Consider the following 19,268-nt stretch of genomic DNA (forward strand, 5'->3'; position numbering starts at 1 on the left):
CCGTGAAGGCGGTCGTACCGTCGGCGCCGGCGTGGTTGCCAAGATCATCGAGTAATCGACATGACACCTGTCCGCCTTGCCGGCCTCCGGTGGGGCGGACGTCATCGTTCTTTTGATTGAAGGAAGTGTGTCATGGCACAACAGAAGATCCGCATCCGCCTGAAGGCCTTCGATTACAAGCTGATCGACCAGTCGTCGGCTGAAATCGTCGAAACCGCCAAGCGCACCGGCGCCATCGTCAAGGGCCCCGTGCCCCTGCCGACCCGCCTGCAGCGCTTCGACATCCTGCGTTCGCCGCACGTCAACAAGACCTCGCGCGACCAGTTCGAGATCCGCACGCACCAGCGTCTGATGGACATCGTCGACCCGACCGACAAGACGGTTGACGCCCTGATGAAGCTGGACCTGCCCGCTGGCGTGGACGTCGAGATCAAGCTGCAGTGATGTGGCTGGCGCCTGAGGCCATTGGCAGCAGGCGTCCCGACGCAAAGGCCTCTTCGGAGGCCTTTTCTCTTTTCCGGCAGGGCGCTGGTGGTTCGCGTCATCCGCCGCTTGCACGGAAATGCAGCGTTTGATATAGTCGTGGGCTTTCCCGCATTGGGCGGGTCGCGCGTTGCCGTCTTTCGGATGGTGGTGGGTGGCCCGGGCAGTGTGGAAACTCGACGGTGGTCGCCCGGCGGCCACCACCCCAGTCAGCCCGGCCAATCGTTGTCGGGTATGTGTAAAAGGCCCCCATGTGGGGCTGGAGAAAAACCATGAGTCTTAGCAATCGCCTCGGATTGCTGGGCCGCAAGGTGGGCATGATGCGCATCTACACGGACGACGGCGACGCCGTGCCCGTGACGGTGCTGGATGTGTCCAACAACCGCGTGGCTCAGGTCAAAACCGTTGAGACCGACGGCTACACCGCCCTCCAGGTGGTGTTCGGTGCCCGCAAGGCATCGCGTGTGACCAAGCCTGAAGCTGGTCACCTGGCCAAGGCCGGCGTCGAAGCCGGTGAGTTCGTCAAGGAATTCCGCGTTGCCGCGGAAGTCGCTGCCGAATACAAGGCTGGCGCCACCATCGCCCCGGCCGCCCTGTTCCAGGCTGGCCAGATGGTCGACGTGCAGGGCACCTCGATCGGTAAGGGCTTTACCGGCACGATCAAGCGCCACAACTTCGGTTCGCAGCGCGCCTCGCACGGTAACTCGCGTTCGCACAACGTCCCGGGCTCCATCTCGATGGCCCAGGATCCTGGCCGCGTGTTCCCCGGCAAGCGCATGTCTGGTCACATGGGTGACGAGACCGTGACCACGCAGAACCTCGACATCGTGCGCGTTGACGAAGCCCGTCAACTGCTGCTGGTCAAGGGTGCTGTGCCCGGCGCCAAGGGTGGCTTTGTCACCGTGCGTCCGGCCGTGAAGGTCAAGCTCAAGAAAGGAGCCAACTGATGGCGCAGCTCGAGCTCCTGAACGAACAAGGTCAGGCCACCGCCAAGGTGGAAGCCTCTGACGTCGTGTTCGGTCGTGAATACAACGAAGCCCTGGTGCACCAGGTGGTCGTGGCCTACCAGGCCAACGCCCGTCAAGGTACCCGTGCTCAGAAGGACCGTGAGACGGTCAAGCACACCACGAAGAAGCCGTGGCGTCAAAAGGGTACGGGCCGCGCTCGTGCCGGTATGTCGTCCTCGCCGCTGTGGCGTGGGGGTGGTCGGATTTTCCCGAACAGCCCGGACGAAAACTTCACCCACAAGGTCAACAAGAAGATGTACCGCGCCGGCATGGCCGCCATCTTCTCGCAGCTGGCCCGTGAAGGCCGCCTGGCCGTGGTGGACTCGATCTCGATCGAAGCCCCGAAGACCAAGCTGCTGGCCGCCAAGCTGAAGGCCCTGAACCTGGACCACGTGCTGGTGATCGCCGACACCGTCGACGACAACCTGGCACTGGCCTCGCGCAACCTGCCGAACGTGCTGGTTGTCGAGCCCCGTTACGCCGATCCCCTGTCGCTGGTCTTCTACAAGAAGGTCCTCGTGACCAAGGGCGCGATCGCCAAGCTGCAGGAGATGTTCGCATGAGCACTCTGAAATTCGATGAAGGCCGCCTGATGCAGGTGCTGGTCGCTCCGATCGTGTCGGAGAAGGCCACCAGCGCCGCCGAACGGGGCCAGGTGATGTTCAAGGTGCTGCGCGACGCCACCAAGCCCGAGATCAAGGCCGCTGTCGAGCTGCTGTTCAAGGTCGAAGTGAAGTCGGTGCAAGTCCTGAACCAGAAGGGCAAGACCAAGCGCTTCGGTGGCCGCATCGGCCGTCGTGACCACGTCAAGAAGGCCTTCGTGGCCCTGAAGGACGGTCAAGAGCTGAACTTCTCCGGGGAGGCCGCGTAATCATGGCTGTCGTCAAAGTCAAACCGACCTCGCCCGGCCGCCGTGGCGTGGTGAAGGTGGTGCACAAGCACCTCCACAAGGGCAAGCCGGAAGCTTCGCTGCTGGAACCCCAGAAGCAGAATGCCGGCCGCAACAACAACGGTCGCATCACGATGCGCCACAAGGGCGGTGGTCACAAGCACCACTACCGCGTGGTCGACTTCGTGCGCAACAAGGATGGCATCCCCGCGAAGGTGGAACGCATCGAGTACGACCCGAACCGCACGGCTCACATCGCTCTGGTGTGCTATGCCGACGGCGAGCGTCGCTACATCATCGCTCCGCGCGGCCTGGCTGCTGGCGCCACCGTGATCAGCGGCTCGGAAGCCCCGATCAAGGCCGGCAACACGCTGCCCATCCGCAACATCCCCGTGGGCTCGACCATCCACAACATCGAACTGCTGCCTGGCAAGGGCGGTCAGATCGCTCGTTCGGCTGGTACCTCGGCTGTTCTGATGGCCCGCGAAGGCACCTACGCCCAGATCCGTCTGCGCTCGGGTGAAGTCCGCAAGGTGCACATCGAATGCCGCGCCACCCTCGGTGAGGTGAGCAACGAAGAGCACAGCCTGCGTCAATACGGTAAGGCCGGTGCCATCCGCTGGAAGGGCATCCGCCCGACCGTGCGCGGCGTCGCCATGAACCCTGTCGACCACCCGCACGGTGGTGGCGAGGGCCGTACTGGTGAAGGTCAGGTCCCTGTGTCGCCGTGGAACACGATGACCAAGGGCTACCGCACCCGCAACAATAAGCGCACGCAGACGTTCATCGTTTCGCGTCGCAAGAAGTAAGAGGTAGGCTGAAATGGCTCGTTCTCTGAAAAAGGGTCCCTTCGTGGATCACCATCTGCTGGCCAAGGTTGAGAAGGCTGTGTCCACCAAGGACAAGAAGCCTGTCAAGACCTGGTCGCGTCGCTCGACCATCCTGCCTGAGTTCATCGGCCTGACCATTGCTGTGCACAACGGCAAGCAGCACGTGCCCGTGTACATCCAGGACCAGATGGTCGGCCACAAGCTCGGCGAGTTCGCCCTGACCCGTACGTTCAAGGGTCACCCTGGCGACAAGAAAGCCAAGAAATAAGGAGCAGCTGCGATGGAAACGAAAGCAATCGTTCGCGGCGTTCGTCTGTCGGTCGACAAGGGTCGACTGGTGGCCGATCTCATCCGTGGCAAGAAGGTCGATCAGGCCCTCAACATCCTCGAGTTCACCCAGAAGAAGGCTGCCGGCATCATCAAGAAGGCACTGGAATCTGCGATCGCCAACGCCGAGCACAACGACGGCGCTGACATCGACGAACTGAAGGTCAAGACCATTTATGTGGAGCAAGGCGCCACGCTGAAGCGTTTCACCGCACGTGCCAAGGGCCGCGGCAACCGCATCAGCAAGCCGACCTGCCACATCTATGTGACCGTGGGCAACTAAGCAGAGGCTGATCATGGGACAGAAAATCCATCCGACCGGCTTCCGCCTGGCCGTCACCCGCAACTGGGCATCGCGTTGGTACGCCACCAACCGCAATTTCGCCTCGATGCTGGCTGAAGACCTGGAAGTCCGCGAATTCCTGAAGAAGAAGCTCAAGAACGCGGCTGTGTCGCGCATCTTGATCGAGCGTCCCGCCAAGAGCGCACGCATCACCATCTTCTCGGCTCGTCCGGGCGTGGTGATCGGCAAGAAGGGCGAAGACATCGAAAACCTGAAGGTCGAGCTGGCCAAGCGCCTGAACGTGCCGGTGTCGGTGAACATCGAAGAAGTCCGCAAGCCGGAAGTCGATGCTCAGCTGATCGCCGACTCGATCACGCAGCAGCTGGAAAAGCGCATCATGTTCCGTCGTGCCATGAAGCGCGCGATGCAGAACGCGATGCGTCTGGGCGCCCAGGGCATCAAGATCATGTCCGCCGGCCGTCTGAACGGCATCGAAATCGCCCGTACCGAGTGGTATCGCGAAGGCCGCGTGCCTCTGCACACCCTCAAGGCCGACATCGACTATGGCTTCTCCGAAGCCCACACCACCTACGGTGTGATCGGTGTGAAGGTCTGGGTCTACCGTGGCGACCGCCTGGCCAATGGCGAGGCTCCGGTGCTCAAGGGTGACGACCGCGAAGACGACCGTCGCAACCGCCGTGGCCCCCGTGGCGACCGCCCGAACGACCGTCGTGGTCCGCGTGGTGGTGCCGGCCGTGGTGCCCCGCGCGCCGATGGCGCTCCGGCTGACGGCAGCGACAAGGCTGCCGCCGCTGGCGCCGGTGCCCGCGTTCGCAAGGCTGCTCCGGCTGCCGAAGCGAAAGGAGAATAAACATGCTGCAACCTAATCGTCGCAAGTTCCGCAAGGAGCACAAAGGCCGTAACACGGGTGTCGCCACCCGTGGCGCCGACGTGTCCTTCGGCGATTTCGGCCTGAAGGCGACCGAGCGTGGTCGCATCACCGCTCGCCAGATCGAAGCGGCCCGTCGTGCCATCTCGCGTCACGTGAAGCGTGGTGGTCGGATCTTCATCCGGATCTTCCCGGACAAGCCGATCTCGAACAAGCCGGCTGAAGTCCGTATGGGTAACGGCAAGGGTAACGTGGAGTACTACGTGGCTGAGATCCAGCCCGGCAAGGTGCTGTACGAGATCCAGGGTGTGCCCGAGCAACTCGCACGCGAAGCGTTCAAGCTGGCTGCCGCCAAGCTGCCGCTGAGCACGACCTTCGTCGGTCGCGAGTTCGGCATCTGATTTGACGCGCAAGGAGAAAGACATGGCGAAAGCCTCTGAATTGCGCGCCAAGGATGTGGCCGCACTGGAAACCGAAATCAAGGACCTGCTGAAGGCCCACTTCAACCTGCGCATGCAGCGTGGGACCCAGCAGCTCAACGACACCTCTGCTCTGGGCAAGACTCGTCGCGACATCGCTCGCGCCAAGACGATCCTGGCTCAGAAGAAGAAGGAAGGAGCCGCCCAATGACGGAAGCTCAAACCAAAGTGGTTCGCAGCCTGGTTGGCAAGGTCGTCTCGGACGCCCGCAACAAGACCGTGACCGTGCTCGTCGAGCGTCGTGTGAAGCACGAGCTCTACGGCAAGATCGTGGCCAAGTCGCGTAAGTACCATGCTCACGACGAGAACAACGAGTTCAAGCTCGGTGACGTCGTCGAGATCACGGAAAGCCGTCCGCTGTCGAAGACCAAGAGCTGGGTTGTGTCCCGTCTGGTCGAGAAGGCTCCGGCGATCTGATCACCGTGCGTGATCGATCCCGCTGAATGCGGGATCGCCCCGACGACGCCGGGGCCAAAACCTTGGTGTCGTCCCGGAAAACCGGCCTGCCAGTCATACTGGTGGCCGGTTTTTTTCATTTCAACCCCCTCTTTTCTCCGGAGACCTTCCCATGATCCAAGTTGGTGACAAGCTGCCTGCCGCGACCCTGTTCGAGTACATCGAGGTGGAAGGCAACGGCTGCAGCCTCGGCCCCAACGCCTTTGACGTGCAGAAGGAAGCGGCCGGCAAGACCGTCGCCATCTTCGGTCTGCCGGGTGCCTTCACGCCGACGTGCTCGGCCCAGCATGCGCCCGGCTACATCGCCCAGGCAGACGCATTCAAGGCAGCCGGCGTGGACGAGATCTGGTGCGTGTCGGTGAACGATGCGTTCGTGATGGGCGCGTGGGGCCGAGAGCTGAAGGCGGCCGGCAAGGTGCGCTTCATGGCCGATGGCAGCGCCGAGTTCGCCAAGGCGACCGGTCTGGTGCTGGACCTGACGGCCAAGGGATTGGGCTTGCGCTCGGGCCGCTACTCGATGCTGGTCAAGGACGGCGTCGTGACCGCGCTGAACGACGAGAAGGGCGGTGGTTACGCCGTGAGCGACGCGGACACGCTGCTCAAGCAGATCAAGGGCTGAGCGCGCGGTCGCTTCGGCGACCGACGCGACGGCCGGGCCCTCCCGGTCCGAGAACAAGGCGTTGCCGGTGGCAGCGCCTTTTTTCATGCCGGTGGTGGTGCATCCCTTGCGCTGCGTTGGTGCGGCGTGGACGGAGTCGGGGGCGTCACTTGCCCGAGAGCGGTGCGTCAGATCACCGCAGGGGCGTCGCACGCAGGAAGCCGAGGGGCGCAAGGCCCTGGCACGGTTTGCGCATACACCCGACCCAAGAACCTGACCAATTGGTCAGGATGTTGAGTCAAAGGAGCCCCCCGTGTCCGCGAGCCCCTGTCCCGATGTCCAGGCCGGTCGACTGCCAGCGACCGCCTACGCCGAACGCTTCGGCGCCGCCGAAACGCCCCCGTTGACGCCGATGCAGGCGGTGATCGAGGCCGAGCGCTGCCTGTACTGTCACGATGCGCCGTGCCAGACGGCATGCCCGACCGGGATCGACGTGCCGACCTTCATCCACCGCATTGCCGATGGCAACCTGCGCGGTGCGGCAAAGACCATCCTGGAGGCCAACCCGCTGGGCGGCATGTGCGCCCGGGTGTGCCCCACCGAGGAGCTGTGCGAGCAGGTCTGTGTGCGCAACACGCAGCAGGGCAAGCCCATCGAGATCGGCCGCCTGCAGCGCCATGCCGTGGACGCGGTGATGCAGGACGGTGTGGCGCCGCTCTTCACGCGTGCCCCCTCCACGGGGCGCAAGGTGGCGGTGGTGGGCGCCGGGCCCGCGGGCATGGCCTGCGCGCACACGCTGGCCCGCCTGGGCCATGACGTGACCGTGTACGACGCCCATGACAAGGCTGGCGGCCTCAACGAGTACGGACTGGCCAGCTACAAGACGGCGGGCGACTTCGCGCAGCGGGAGATCGCCTGGCTGCTGAGCATCGGCGGGATCACGGTGCGCACGGGCTGGGCGCTGCGCACGGCGGCCGATCTGGACGAACTGCGCAAGACGCACAGCGCCGTCTTCCTGGGGCTGGGGCTCGGGGCCGTGCGGCAACTGGGGCTGCCCGGCGAGACCGAACTGAGCGGTGTCGAGGATGCGGTGGCCTTCATCGCCCGGCTGCGCCAGACGGCCGACCTGTCGACGCTGCCGGTGGGGCGTCGCGTGGTGGTGATCGGCGGTGGCATGACGGCGGTGGACGCCGCCGTGCAGGCCAGGCTGCTGGGCGCCGACGAGGTCACGATGGTGTACCGCCGCGGGCCCGAGGCGATGTCGGCGTCGCGCGTGGAGCAGGAATGGGCGCAGACGCACGGCGTGACGATCCGCCACTGGCTGGCGCCGGAGATGCTGCTGGGTGAAGGCGGCCACGTGACCGGGGTGCGCTTTCAGGAGCAGGCTCCGCAGGATGGACGTGTTCAGCCCACCGGGCGGCACGTCGACCTGGCGGCCGACATGGTGCTCAAGGCCATTGGCCAGTTGTTCGAAGCGGCGCCGTGGGTCGACGCCGGGCTGGTCCTGCAGGAGGGGCGCCTGTCGGTCGACGGCCACGGGCGCACGTCGCTGCCGGGCGTCTGGGCGGGCGGCGACTGCCGCGCCGGCGGACGCGACCTGACGGTCGAAGCGGTCGAGGACGGCAAGCAGGCCGCCCTGAGCATCCACGCATCTTTCCAAGCGGAGGCCTGAACATGGCAGACCTGAGCAGCAACTTCGTGGGCATCCACAGCCCGAACCCGTTCTGGCTGGCCTCGGCGCCGCCGACCGACAAGGCCTACAACGTCATCCGCGCCTTTGAAGCTGGCTGGGGCGGCGTGGTGTGGAAGACGCTGGGCGAGGACCCGCCGGTGGTCAACGTCAGCGGGCCGCGCTACAGCACGCTGCTGTCGCCCGACCGGCGCGTGCTCGGCTTCAACAACATCGAGCTGATCTCGGACCGGCCGCTGCAGGTCAACCTCGACGAGATCCGCCAGGTCAAGCGTGACTGGCCGGACCGGGCCATGGTGGTCTCGCTGATGGTGCCGTGCAACGAGGCCTCGTGGAAGCGCATCCTGCCCATGGTGGAGGACACCGGGGCCGATGGCATCGAGTTGAACTTCGGTTGCCCCCATGGCATGAGCGAGCGTGGCATGGGCGCGGCGGTGGGCCAGGTTCCCGAGTACATCGAGATGGTGACAGCGTGGTGCAAGCAGTACTCGCGCATGCCGGTGATCGTCAAGCTCACGCCCAACATCACCGACATCCGTCAGCCCTCGCAGGCGGCCAAGCGCGGCGGGGCCGACGCGGTGTCGCTGATCAACACGATCAACTCCATCATGGGGGTGGACCCGGCCACGCTGACCATGGTGCCCAGCACGGCGGGCATGGGCTCGCACGGTGGCTACTGTGGGCCGGCGGTCAAGCCCATCGCGCTGAACATGGTGGCCGAGATCGCGCGCACGCCGGAAACGCGCGGCCTGCCGATCTCGGGCATCGGCGGCGTGAGCACCTGGCGTGACGCGCTGGATTTCATCGCCCTGGGCGCCAGCACGGTGCAGGTGTGCACGGCGGCCATGGTGCACGGCTTCAAGATCGTGCAGGACCTGACCGACGGGCTGAGCAACTACATGGACGAGATGGGCATCCGCTCACTCGATGAGCTGGTGGGCCGCGCCGTGCCCACGGTGAGCGACTGGAAGTTCCTGAACCTGAACCACGTGTCCAAGGCGGTGATCGACCAGGACAAGTGCATCTCGTGTGGGCGCTGCCATGTGGTGTGCGAAGACACCTCGCACCAGGCCATCACCGCGATCAAGGATGGCGTGCGCCACTTCGAGGTCAAGGAAGAGGAGTGCGTGGGCTGCAACCTGTGCGTGTCGGTCTGCCCGGTGGAGGAGTGCATCACGCTGCGCCACCTGGTGCCGGGCGAGATCGACCAGCGCACCGGTGAGCCGGTGAAGGCCGAGCCGCTGAACTGGACGGCCCACCCGAACAACCCGATGGCCGCGACGGCCTGATCGTGCCTGGCCTGATTCACCTTTTCGCAAGGAGCACACCATGAGCGACACCGCCAGCACCGTCCTGATCCGGGGCGGCACCGTGGTCAACGCGGACCGCGAGCAGCGGGCCGATGTGCTGTGTGTCGACGGCCGCATCCAGGCCGTCGGCGCAGACCTCGCTGCCCCGCCCGGCGCCACCGTGGTGGATGCGGGCGGGCAGTACGTGATGCCCGGGGGCATCGACCCGCACACCCACATGCAGCTGCCCTTCATGGGCACGGTGACGGCCGATGACTTCTACACGGGCACGGCGGCCGGGCTGGCCGGGGGCACCACGAGCATCATCGACTTCGTGATCCCCGACCCCCAGCAGCCGCTGATGGACGCCTACCGCATGTGGCGAGGCTGGGCGGAGAAGGCTGCTGCGGACTACAGCTTTCACGTGGCGATCACGTGGTGGGACGAGTCCGTGCGCGCCGACATGGGCACCCTGGTGCACGAGGAGGGCGTCAACAGCTTCAAGCACTTCATGGCGTACAAGAACGCCATCATGGCCGACGACGAGACGCTGGTGAACAGCTTCCGTCGCGCGCTGGAGCTGGGCGCGATGCCGACCGTCCATGCCGAGAACGGCGAGCTGGTCTTCCTGCTGCAGCAGGAGATGAAGGCCAAGGGCATCACCGGGCCGGAAGGGCACCCGCTGTCGCGGCCACCCGCGGTGGAGGCCGAGGCGGCCCAGCGCGCCATCGCCATTGCGGATGTGCTCAACGTGCCGATCTATGTGGTGCACGTCTCGTGCGCCGAGTCGGCCGAGGCCATTGCGCGTGCGCGGGCCCGCGGCCAGCGTGTGTATGGCGAGGTGCTGGCCGGCCACCTGGTGGTGGATGACAGCGTGTACCGCCACCCCGACTTCGCCGTGGCGGCAGCGCATGTGATGAGTCCGCCCTTCCGCGCGCGCGAGCACCAGGCCGCCCTGTGGCGCGGCCTGCAGGCCGGGCACCTGCACACCACGGCGACCGACCACTGCACCTTCTGTGCGGCGCAGAAGGCGGCGGGCCGGCTGGACTTCAGCAAGATCCCGAACGGCACGGGCGGCATCGAGGAGCGGCTGGCCGTGATCTGGGACGAGGGCGTGAACACCGGGCGCCTGACGCCTTCGGAGTTCGTGGCGGTGACCTCGGCCAACGCGGCCCGGCTGTTCAACATCTATCCGCGAAAGGGCTGCGTGGTTGAGGGCGCCGATGCCGACCTGGTCGTCTGGGACCCGGCCGGCACCAAGACGCTGTCCGTGGCCACCCAGCACTCGAAGGGCGACCACAACATCTTCGAAGGGCGCACGGTGACGGGCATCCCGACCCACACGCTGAGCGGCGGCCGGCTGGTGTACGTGCAGGGTGACCTGCGCGCCGAGCCCGGTCACGGCCGTTACGTCAAGCGCCCGCCGTTCGGGCCGGTGTTCGACGCGCTGTCGCGCAAGGCGGCGCTGCAGGCGCCCACCGCGGTGGCGCGCAGCGCCTGAACCGAATGCATTGAAAGGACACCCCATGAGCACCCTCACCACCGAGGCGCGCGACGTGCGCGCCCTGCGCGTCAACGGCACCCGCTTGTGGGACGCGCTGATGACGCTGGCGCAGATCGGCGGCACCGCCAAGGGCGGCGTCTGCCGGCTGGCCCTCACCGACCTGGACCGCCAGGGCCGAGACCTGGTGGTCGGCTGGGCCCGCGAGGCTGGCATGAGCGTCACGGTCGACCAGATCGGCAACGTCTTCATGCGCCGCCCCGGGCGCAACAATGCGCTGCCACCCATCATGACGGGCAGCCACATCGACACCCAGCCCACGGGCGGCAAGTTCGATGGCAACTATGGCGTGCTGGCCGGGCTGGAGGTGGTGCGCACGCTGAACGACGCCGGCATCGAAACCGAGGCCCCGATCGAGGTGGCGTTCTGGACCAATGAGGAAGGCTCGCGCTTCGTGCCGGTGATGATGGGCTCGGGCGTGTTTGCCAAGGCCTTTTCGCTGGAACACGCTTATGCCGCGAAGGATGTCGACGGCCTCACGGTGAAGGACGAGCTGCAGCGCATCGGCTACATCGGCGACGAGGTGCCGGGCCAGCATCCGGTGGGCGCCTACTTCGAGGCCCACATCGAGCAGGGGCCGGTGCTGGAGGACCACGGCATCACCATCGGCGTGGTGGAGGCGGTACTGGGCATCCGCTGGTACGACTGCACGGTGACGGGCATGGAGGCGCATGCCGGCCCGACGCCCATGGGCCTGCGGCGCGATGCCTTGCAGGCGGCCACGCGGATCATGCAGGAGGTGGTGGCCGTGGCGATGCGCCACCAGCCCCACGGACGCGGCACGGTGGGCATGGTGCAGGTGCACCCGAACAGCCGCAACGTGATCCCCGGGCGCGTGACGTTTTCGATGGACCTGCGCAACGTGAGCAACGAGCTGCTGGACCAGATGGATGCTGAGATCCGCGCCTACGCAGCCCGTGTGGCCGCCGAGACCGGCCTGCAGGTCGACATCCGGGAGGTGTCGCACTACCCGGCCGTGCCGTTCGAGGCGGGGTGCGTGCAGGCGGTGCGCGAGGCTGCCGCCCAGCTGGGCTACAGCAGCATGCCGTGCGTGTCCGGCGCGGGACACGACGCCGTGTACGTGGCGCGCCTGGCGCCGGCCGGCATGGTGTTCGTGCCGTGCAAGGACGGCATCAGCCACAACGAGATCGAGGACGCCGACCCGGCCCACCTGGAGGCGGGCTGCAACGTGCTGATGCACGCGATGCTGGATCGCGCCGGCGTCGTCGGCTGAAGGCTGAGCCGGGCAGGCTCAGTCCGTGAGCCCGTGGGCTGCGCGCGCCTTCAGGCACTGCGCGTCGCCCGGCTGGACTTCGCGGCACGGCGTGGGGCGGTCGGCGTAGATACGGCATCCGACCTGCTGGCCCACCTGGCCTTGCAGCGCGCCACAGTGCGGAGAGCGGTGGTTCGTGCCGGCCATGCAGCGCATCAGCGGGGAAACCGGTTCGGTCAGGCCGACGGGCACATGGCCGCCCGGGGCATCGTCGGCTTCAGCCCAGTAGAAGGACACACGGTAGTGGGCGCAACAGGCGCCACAGCGCTGGCAATCCATCGTGCGAGACCAGAGGGGGAAAGGCGGTTCGGGAACGGGCCCGCATTCTAGCCAGCCAGGCCACAGCCGCGCAGGATCAGGGCCTCGACGTGGTCGCAGGCGCGTTGCCGGTCCCGCGGCGTCAGCCTGTCCTTGCCCAGCACCGCGCGGATCTGCACGTCGAAGTCAGCGTAGGTCTGGGTGGTGGCCCAGATGGAGAAGAAGAGGTGGACGCTGTCAACGCGGGCCATGCGGCCGGCAGCCACCCAGCCATCGACCACGGCGGCCTTGTCCAGCACCTGCTGACGCAGGTCGGTGCGCAGCAGGTCGAGCACCACGGGCGCGCCGTGCAGCAGTTCGTTGGCGAACACGCGCGAGGCATCCGGTCGCTCGGCGGCCAGGGCCATCTTGCGGCGGATGTACTCGCTCAGGGCCGCCCGCGGGTCGGCCTCGGGGGTGACGCAGGTGAGCGGCGCCAGCCAGTCGTGCAGCACGGCATCCAGCACGGCGCGGTACAGCTCGCGCTTGTTGCCGAAGTAGTAGTGCAGGTTGGCCTTGGGCAGGCCGGCTTCTTCGGCGATGTCGGCCATCGTCGCGCCCTCGAAGCCCGCGCGGGCGAACACCCGCTCGGCGGCGCGCAGGATGGCCGACTCGTTGGCCTGGCGGATCTGCTTCTTGCTGGTGGGGCCGCTGCTGCTCATGCCGTCATTTTGCGGCCCGCTCCCACACCAGGTGGGTCATGGCGGCCTTGCCCGGATCCTTCTTGATGACGGGGTCGCTGCCGCCGGCCATCAGCACCTTGATCGTGCGCTCGTAGGCGGCCGGGTCCAGGTAGCCGATCTTGGGCGTGTTGGCGTTGCTGATGAGCTTGGCCACGTTCTCCATCTGGCGCTTCTGCACGGCCAGGCTCGCGCTGCCCGAGGTGTCGTTGGCCACCACGATCTTGGCGGCCTCTTCGGGGTTCTTCACCGCGTCGTTCCAGCCCTTGAAGCTGGCCTTCAGGAACTTGGCCATCTTGGCCACGAAGGCCTTGTCACGCAGGTTGGGCGCCAGCACGTACAGGCCGTCTTCCAGCGAGGCCACGCCCTGGTCCTGGTAGAAGAAGGTGACCAGGTCGGACTCCTTCACGCCGGCATCGACCACCTGCCAGTACTCGTTGTAGATCATGGTCGAGATGCAGGCAGCCTGGTTCTGCAGCAGCGGGTCGACGTTGAAACCCTGCTTGAGGATGGTGATGTCCTTGCCGGGCTTCAGGTTCAGCTTGCCCATCCAGCTCAGGAAGGGGTACTCGTTGCCGCCATACCAGACGCCCAGCGTCTTGCCCTTGAGGTCCTTCGGTGCGCTCACGCCGCTGGCCTTCTTGCAGGTCAGCATCAGGCCCGACTTGTCGAAGATCTGCGCGATGTTGACCAGCGGCACGCCCGCTTCGCGCGCAGCCAGCGCATCCGGCATCCAGTTCACGATCACGTCGGCCGACTTGCCGGCCAGCACCTGCACGGGCGAGACGTCGGTGCCGCCCGGCTTGATGGTGACGTCGAGCCCCGCGTCCTTGTAATAGCCCTTGGCCTGGGCAACGTAGTAGCCGGCGAACTGGGCCTGGGGCACCCACTTCAACTGCAGCGTGACCTTTTCAGCGGCCTGCGCGCCCAGGCTGAGCGCCGCAGCGGCCGACAGCATGGCCAGGCGGATCGTGGAAGACAGCGAACGGTTCATCGAAAGGCTCCTGTGGGATGGGAAGGGAGACACGTGGGGAAGACGAACGGGTTCAGGCTGCGGCGCGGATGGCCGGATGCCAGAAGTTGACGCGGCGCTCGAGCCGGCCCAGCAGCGCATAGGCCAGCATGCCGACCGCACTGGCGACCACGATGGTGGCCCACACCAGCGGCATGTTCATGCGCGAGGCTTCGGTCGAGATGCGAAAGCCCAGGCCCACCGTGGGCGAGCCGAAGAACTCGGCGACGATGGCGCCGATCAGGGCCAGCGTGGCATTGACCTTCAGCGCGTTGAAGATGAAGGGCAGGGCCACCGGCAGGCGCAGGTCGAGCAGCGTGCGCCGGTCGCTCGCGGCGTAGGAGAACATCAGCTCGCGCTCGAGCTTGCCGGCCGCCCCCAGCCCGGCCAGCGTGCTGATCAGCGCGGGAAAGAAGGTCATCAGCACGACCACGGCCGCCTTGGAGGGCCAGTCGAAGCCGAACCACATCACGGCAATGGGCGCCACGCCCACCAGTGGCACCGTGCTGGTCAGCGAGGCCACCGGCAGCAGGCCCCGTTGCAGAAAGGGCAGCCGGTCGATCGCAATGCCGACGGCCACACCCAGCCCGCATCCGAGCGCATAGCCGATCAGCACGGCCTTGCCGACGGTTTGCACCAGGTCGTCGCGCAGTGTGGCCGCGTGTGCCCACAGCGCCACCGCGACCGACGACGGCGGCGGCAGCAGCACGCGGGGCACAGCAAAGGCGGTGGTCAGCAGTTCCCAGAACAGCAGCACCCACAGGCCGAACAGCAGGGCGCTGGCGGCGTCCAGCCCGCGGGGCAGCGGCAGGGCCGACACACGGGCCACGGTGACGAGGGCCAGCAGCGCGACCGCGCCGGTGCACAGCCAGAAGCCGCTGCCGACCGCGCCTTGCTCTTCGGTGGGCGTCAGCGCGATCAGGCCGCCAAGGGCCGCCACCGTCAGCAGCATGAGCGCCAGCGTGGCGGCGCGACCTGGCGTGGCCCGCAAGGCAAGCAACGCGGCCATACCGGTGGCCAGCCCGGTGCCCCACGCCACCCAGCCGGGGGCCACCGTCTGCACGGCCCACCAGGCCACGGGGTTCAACGTGAAGCCGTCTTCGCCAGCCAGTTGCAGCGCCGGGTAGGGCAGGGACAGCAGCAGCAGCGCCAGGGCCAGCACGGCGAGGAGCGCGCCCGGCGCATCGGGACGCACACGCGCGGCGGACGGGGAAGCAATGGGGTGGCTCATGACTTGAGCTTTCCTTGTGCGGCCGGGCTGTGGCGGCGCAGCACGGCGCGCTCCAGCAGCCCGACCAGCGCGGTGAGGGCCAGGCCCAGCACCGCCGACATCAGCAGCGCGGACCAGATCTGCACGGTGTTGCCGTAGTACGAGCTGGTCAGCAGGCGCGCACCCAGGCCTGCCTGCGCCCCGGTGGGCAGCTCGGCCACGATGGCGCCGACCAGCCCGGCCGCAATGGCCACGCGCAACGCGGGAAACAGGTGCGGCAGGGAGGCCGGCAGGCGCAGCGCCCACAGTGCCTGCCAGCGGCTGGCCGCGTAGGTGTGGAACAGCTCGGTCTCGATGCGCTGAGGCGAGCGCAGGCCCTGCACCATGGCCACCGTGACGGGGAAGAAGCACAAGTACATCGCGATCACCGCCTTGGGCAGCGTGCCGGTGAAGCCCAGGCTGCCCAGCACCACCAGCACGATGGGCGCAATGGCCAGCACCGGCACCGTCTGCGAGGCCACGATCCACGGCAGCAAGGCTTTCTCCAGCGTGCGGGCATGCACGATGCCGATGGCCAGCAGCAGGCCCAGTGCCGTGCCGAGGCCGAAGCCCAGCAGTGTGGCCTCGGCCGTGGTGCGGGCGTGCAGCAGCAGGTTGCGGGGGCTGTCGATCGGCCAGTCGCGCACGCTGTGCCAGATGTCGAGTGCGATCTGATGGGGCACGGGCAGGATGGGGCGCTGCATGGCCCAGGTGGTCTGCACCAGCTGCGTGGCCGACCAGGTGCCATCGGGGCCGCCCAGCACCCGTTCAATGGCGCCTGGTGCGTTGAGCCCGATGGCCGCGAGGTACCAGAGCACGAGCACGGCCAGCGTCACGGCGAGGACCGGGCCCGTGCGTGCGCCCCAGCTCAGCGCGGGCTCGGGTGCGCCGGGCCGGCGCGTGCGCGCAGCGGCGGGCAGGGTGGCGGTCGGGGTGGTCATCGCCGCCCTTTCAGTGGTGGCCATCGGCCAGCGCCTCGCGCACCTCGTGCGCCAGCGCCATGAACTCGGGCGTGTCGCGCAGCGCCAGTGTGCGCTCGGCCGGCAGCGGCGAGTCGATCACCTTGACGATGCGCCCGGGCCGCGGCGACATCACCACGATGCGGGTGGACAGGTACACCGCCTCGGCTATCGAGTGGGTCACGAAGACCACGGTGCGCTGCTCGCGGCGCCACAGGTCCTGCAGGTGCACGTTGAGGTCGTCGCGCGTGATCTCGTCAAGCGCGCCGAAGGGCTCGTCCATCATCAGCAGGCGTGGTTGAAAGCCCAACGCCCGCGCAATCGACACGCGCTGTTGCATGCCGCCGGAGAGCTGCCACGGATACTTCTTCTCGAACTGGGCCAGGCCGACGCGGGCAAGCTGCTCGCGGGCGATCTCGCGCGCGGCCTCGGGCAGGCGGCCCTGGATCTCCAGTGGCAGCATGACGTTGGACAGCACGGTGCGCCAAGGCAGCAGGGCCGGGGCCTGGAACACGTAGCCATAGGCCCGTGCAAGGCGGGCATCGTGCGGGCTCAGGCCGTTGACCAGCACGGTGCCGGCGGTGATGGGTTCGAGGTCGGCGATGACGCGCAGCAGCGTGGTCTTGCCGCAGCCCGAGGGGCCGATCAGCGAGATGAACTCACCCTGCTGGATGTCGAGGTTGACTTCGTGCAGCGCGCGCACCGGCGCGTCGGCGGCGGGGTAGACGACGCTGGCGTTCTGGATCTGCACGGCCGGCGGGCCATAGGCGGGCCGGGGCGACGGGCTCAGTGTGGCGAGCATCTCTGGTGCATTCATGGCGTGGCCAGAAAGTTGACCGAGTGGTCAGGTTTCGGTGTCGCACTCAATGCGAGTTCCATGCCATGCCGTGGGTGCGTCTGGTGCACCGAAGTGGCGTCCGGAAGCCGCGCCATGGTGCATGCAGGGTCAACTTGAACCAAGTTGTTCATTCCTGCCGCGGTCAAGCCGGTAAAAAACTGCTTGCCTTCCCCCCGAGGGGTCGTGCTACATTGACGGGCATGAACACGGTCCGCTTTTACTGGTACTTCTTTGAACTCCCGCCACACACCGGCGCAGGAGTGGGAAGCTGCTGAGCGAACCACACCACATCCTGACGAAACCGCCGGTCCCCACCGGCGGTTTTTTTTTTGCCTCTGCCCGCCTTACCCGTTCAGCCGAAGGAAGAAGTCCGATGAATGCCTCCACCAGCGCCGCCGCCGGCTGGGTCCCGCCCGCCGATGCCACGTCGAAAACAGATGATCAACGCGTCAAGAACGTGACCCCGCTGCCCCCCCCCGAGCACCTGATCCGCTTCTTCCCGATTTCCGGCACGCCCGTCGAGGCCCTGGTCTCCGACACGCGTCGCACGATCGGCGACATCATCCATGGTCGTGACGACCGCCTGCTGGTCATCATCGGCCCGTGCTCGATCCACGATCCGGCTGCTGCGGTGGAATACGCCCGCAAGCTGCTGCCGCTGCGCGAGAAGTACGCCGACACGCTGGAAGTCGTGATGCGCGTGTACTTCGAGAAGCCGCGCACCACGGTGGGCTGGAAGGGCCTGATCAACGACCCGTACATGGACGAGTCGTTCAAGATCGACGAAGGCCTGCGCATCGCGCGCCAGCTGCTGGTCGAGATCAACCGCCTGGGCATGCCGGCGGCCAGCGAGTTCCTCGACGTGATCTCGCCGCAGTACATCGGTGACCTGATCAGCTGGGGCGCCATCGGCGCGCGCACCACGGAAAGCCAGGTGCACCGCGAGCTGTCGTCGGGCATCTCGGCGCCGATCGGCTTCAAGAACGGCACCGACGGCAACATCAAGATCGCGACCGACGCCATCCAGGCCGCGGCCCGCCCGCACCATTTCCTGTCGGTACACAAGAACGGCCAGGTCGCCATCGTCGAAACCGCCGGCAACCCCGACTGCCACGTGATCCTGCGCGGCGGCAAGGCCCCGAACTACGACGCCGCCAGCGTGGCCGCCGCCTGCAAGGACCTGGAAGCCGCCAAGCTGCGCCCGTCGCTGATGGTCGACTTCTCGCACGCCAACAGCTCCAAGCAGCACGAGCGCCAGGTGCTGGTGGCCGAGGACATCGCCGGCCAGATCCGCGGTGGTTCGCATCAGGTGTTCGGCGTGATGGTGGAGAGCCACCTGGTGGCCGGCGCCCAGAAGTTCACCCCGGGCAAGGACGACCCGTCCAAGTTGTGCCACGGCCAGTCCATCACCGACGCCTGCATCGGCTGGGATGATTCCGAGAAGGTGCTGGAAGTGCTGTCGCAGGCCGTGGCCGCCCGTCGCGCCCGCTGAAGACGGACGCGGTCGCGATGCGCGTGCTGCTGGCCGAAGACGAGCATGCCCTGGGCGAGTGGCTGTCGAAGGCGCTCGCCCGCTCCGGCACCCAGGTGGACTGGGTGGACGATGGGCAGCTGGCCGAGCGCGCGCTCGACGACACCGACTACGACGCGCTGATTCTCGACCTCGGCCTGCCGGGGCTGACGGGGCGTCAGCTGTTGCAGCGCCTGCGCGCCCGCGACCGAAGGCTGCCGGTGCTGATCCTCACGGCGCGCGACTCGCTGGCCGAGCGCGTGCAGGCGCTCAACCAGGGCGCGGACGATTTCCTGGCCAAGCCGTTCGCGCTGGAAGAGCTGGAAGCGCGCCTGATGGCGCTGGTGCGCCGCGCACGCGGGGCGGACAACCCCCGGCTGGCATGCGGTCCGCTGCAGTACGACACCGTCAGCCGACAGTTCTCGCTGAGCGAGGCGCCGCTGCACCTGTCGCCACGCGAGCACGCGGTGCTGCGCGCGCTGATCCAGCGCACGGGCGAGCCGATGTCCAAGGCGCAGATCATCGCGCGGGTGTTTTCCGACGAAGACGACGTGCTGCCCGACGTGATCGAGGTGCTGGTGCACCGGCTGCGCAAGCGGCTGGAGGGCACGGGCCTGGCCATCGTCACCTACCGCGGCCTGGGCTATGCGCTGGAAATGGCGGCCTGAC

24 protein-coding genes are annotated in these 19,268 nt (G+C 67.1%); 18 read left to right on the forward strand and 6 right to left on the reverse strand.

Annotated features, from left to right (window positions below; genetic code table 11):
* The first annotated feature begins 132 nt into the window (after window positions 1–132).
* The 16 genes from rpsJ (at window position 133) to Q0Z44_RS13005 (ending at window position 12,015) form a co-directional block, all read left to right on the forward strand.
* Window positions 133–444: a 30S ribosomal protein S10 gene (gene rpsJ / locus Q0Z44_RS12930; RefSeq protein ID WP_035037922.1), complete on the forward strand. Its 312-nt coding sequence runs from the start codon at window positions 133–135 to the stop codon at window positions 442–444.
* 311 nt (window positions 445–755) lie between these two features.
* Window positions 756–1,430, forward strand: a complete 675-nt coding sequence (gene rplC, locus Q0Z44_RS12935) for a 50S ribosomal protein L3 (RefSeq protein WP_298013386.1) — start codon at window positions 756–758, stop codon at window positions 1,428–1,430.
* Window positions 1,430–2,053, forward strand: coding sequence for a 50S ribosomal protein L4 (gene rplD / locus Q0Z44_RS12940; RefSeq protein ID WP_109033901.1), 624 nt, complete (start codon window positions 1,430–1,432; stop codon window positions 2,051–2,053). The genes rplC and rplD overlap by 1 nt, the downstream gene beginning before the upstream one ends.
* Window positions 2,050–2,361 (forward strand): 50S ribosomal protein L23, encoded by a 312-nt coding sequence (rplW, locus tag Q0Z44_RS12945; RefSeq protein WP_298013389.1) that lies wholly within the window; start codon window positions 2,050–2,052, stop codon window positions 2,359–2,361. Before rplD ends, rplW begins: the two co-directional genes overlap by 4 nt.
* A 2-nt stretch (window positions 2,362–2,363) precedes the next feature.
* Window positions 2,364–3,188, forward strand: a complete 825-nt coding sequence (rplB, locus tag Q0Z44_RS12950) for a 50S ribosomal protein L2 (RefSeq protein WP_298013391.1) — start codon at window positions 2,364–2,366, stop codon at window positions 3,186–3,188.
* A gap of 13 nt (window positions 3,189–3,201) precedes the next feature.
* Window positions 3,202–3,477, forward strand: a complete 276-nt coding sequence (rpsS, locus tag Q0Z44_RS12955; protein WP_058087407.1) for a 30S ribosomal protein S19 — start codon at window positions 3,202–3,204, stop codon at window positions 3,475–3,477.
* Window positions 3,478–3,489: 12 nt separating this feature from the next.
* The gene (gene rplV, locus Q0Z44_RS12960; protein WP_109033910.1) at window positions 3,490–3,819 is read left to right on the forward strand and encodes a 50S ribosomal protein L22; all 330 of its coding nucleotides are present in this window, start codon (window positions 3,490–3,492) and stop codon (window positions 3,817–3,819) included.
* Between the two features lie 13 nt (window positions 3,820–3,832).
* Window positions 3,833–4,690, forward strand: coding sequence for a 30S ribosomal protein S3 (gene rpsC / locus Q0Z44_RS12965; RefSeq protein ID WP_294637642.1), 858 nt, complete (start codon window positions 3,833–3,835; stop codon window positions 4,688–4,690).
* A gap of 2 nt (window positions 4,691–4,692) precedes the next feature.
* Window positions 4,693–5,109 (forward strand): 50S ribosomal protein L16, encoded by a 417-nt coding sequence (gene rplP / locus Q0Z44_RS12970; protein ID WP_109033915.1) that lies wholly within the window; start codon window positions 4,693–4,695, stop codon window positions 5,107–5,109.
* Window positions 5,110–5,131: 22 nt separating this feature from the next.
* The gene (gene rpmC, locus Q0Z44_RS12975) at window positions 5,132–5,338 is read left to right on the forward strand and encodes a 50S ribosomal protein L29 (RefSeq protein WP_109033918.1); all 207 of its coding nucleotides are present in this window, start codon (window positions 5,132–5,134) and stop codon (window positions 5,336–5,338) included.
* Window positions 5,335–5,604 (forward strand): 30S ribosomal protein S17, encoded by a 270-nt coding sequence (rpsQ, locus tag Q0Z44_RS12980; RefSeq protein ID WP_109033920.1) that lies wholly within the window; start codon window positions 5,335–5,337, stop codon window positions 5,602–5,604. The genes rpmC and rpsQ overlap by 4 nt, the downstream gene beginning before the upstream one ends.
* A 151-nt stretch (window positions 5,605–5,755) precedes the next feature.
* Entirely contained in the window at window positions 5,756–6,262 is a 507-nt protein-coding gene (locus Q0Z44_RS12985) for a peroxiredoxin (RefSeq protein ID WP_298013394.1), read from the forward strand.
* 331 nt (window positions 6,263–6,593) lie between these two features.
* The gene (locus Q0Z44_RS12990; RefSeq protein ID WP_298013439.1) at window positions 6,594–7,913 is read left to right on the forward strand and encodes an NAD(P)-dependent oxidoreductase; all 1,320 of its coding nucleotides are present in this window, start codon (window positions 6,594–6,596) and stop codon (window positions 7,911–7,913) included.
* Between the two features lie 2 nt (window positions 7,914–7,915).
* Window positions 7,916–9,220, forward strand: a complete 1,305-nt coding sequence (gene preA / locus Q0Z44_RS12995) for an NAD-dependent dihydropyrimidine dehydrogenase subunit PreA (protein ID WP_294637639.1) — start codon at window positions 7,916–7,918, stop codon at window positions 9,218–9,220.
* Between the two features lie 40 nt (window positions 9,221–9,260).
* Window positions 9,261–10,721, forward strand: coding sequence for a dihydropyrimidinase (gene hydA, locus Q0Z44_RS13000; RefSeq protein ID WP_298013402.1), 1,461 nt, complete (start codon window positions 9,261–9,263; stop codon window positions 10,719–10,721).
* 25 nt (window positions 10,722–10,746) lie between these two features.
* A complete protein-coding gene (locus Q0Z44_RS13005) occupies window positions 10,747–12,015 on the forward strand; it encodes a Zn-dependent hydrolase (protein WP_298013404.1) in 1,269 nt (422 codons plus the stop codon).
* An 18-nt stretch (window positions 12,016–12,033) separates the two neighbouring features.
* Here Q0Z44_RS13005 and Q0Z44_RS13010 read toward each other — a convergent pair whose 3' ends face one another.
* Genes Q0Z44_RS13010 through Q0Z44_RS13035 form a run of 6 tightly spaced genes read right to left on the reverse strand, consistent with a single transcriptional unit; the run spans window position 12,034 to window position 17,068 of the window.
* Complete coding sequence (locus tag Q0Z44_RS13010; protein ID WP_298013406.1) at window positions 12,034–12,333, reverse strand: YkgJ family cysteine cluster protein; 300 nt, start codon at window positions 12,331–12,333, stop codon at window positions 12,034–12,036.
* Window positions 12,334–12,380: 47 nt separating this feature from the next.
* Entirely contained in the window at window positions 12,381–13,013 is a 633-nt protein-coding gene (locus Q0Z44_RS13015) for a TetR/AcrR family transcriptional regulator (protein ID WP_298013408.1), read from the reverse strand.
* A 4-nt stretch (window positions 13,014–13,017) separates the two neighbouring features.
* On the reverse strand, window positions 13,018–14,025 hold the full coding sequence (locus tag Q0Z44_RS13020) for an ABC transporter substrate-binding protein (RefSeq protein WP_298013410.1): 1,008 nt from the start codon (window positions 14,023–14,025) through the stop codon (window positions 13,018–13,020).
* Between the two features lie 52 nt (window positions 14,026–14,077).
* Window positions 14,078–15,274: an ABC transporter permease gene (locus tag Q0Z44_RS13025; protein ID WP_298013412.1), complete on the reverse strand. Its 1,197-nt coding sequence runs from the start codon at window positions 15,272–15,274 to the stop codon at window positions 14,078–14,080.
* Window positions 15,271–16,233, reverse strand: a complete 963-nt coding sequence (locus tag Q0Z44_RS13030) for an ABC transporter permease (RefSeq protein ID WP_298013414.1) — start codon at window positions 16,231–16,233, stop codon at window positions 15,271–15,273. Before Q0Z44_RS13030 ends, Q0Z44_RS13025 begins: the two co-directional genes overlap by 4 nt.
* Window positions 16,234–16,243: 10 nt before the next feature.
* Entirely contained in the window at window positions 16,244–17,068 is an 825-nt protein-coding gene (locus Q0Z44_RS13035; RefSeq protein WP_298013415.1) for an ABC transporter ATP-binding protein, read from the reverse strand.
* 394 nt (window positions 17,069–17,462) lie between these two features.
* On the opposite strand from Q0Z44_RS13035, the gene Q0Z44_RS13040 reads away from it, so the two are divergent.
* Both Q0Z44_RS13040 and Q0Z44_RS13045 read left to right on the forward strand, forming a co-directional pair.
* Entirely contained in the window at window positions 17,463–18,581 is a 1,119-nt protein-coding gene (locus tag Q0Z44_RS13040; RefSeq protein WP_298013417.1) for a 3-deoxy-7-phosphoheptulonate synthase, read from the forward strand.
* A 17-nt stretch (window positions 18,582–18,598) separates the two neighbouring features.
* Window positions 18,599–19,267 carry a response regulator gene (locus tag Q0Z44_RS13045; RefSeq protein WP_109033947.1) on the forward strand — a complete coding sequence of 223 codons (669 nt, stop codon included), beginning with the start codon at window positions 18,599–18,601 and terminating at the stop codon, window positions 19,265–19,267.
* Window position 19,268: the final 1 nt, after the last annotated feature.

Origin of the sequence: uncultured Aquabacterium sp., from assembly GCF_947366995.1 — a bacterium.
Lineage (GTDB): Bacteria > Pseudomonadota > Gammaproteobacteria > Burkholderiales > Burkholderiaceae_C > Aquabacterium.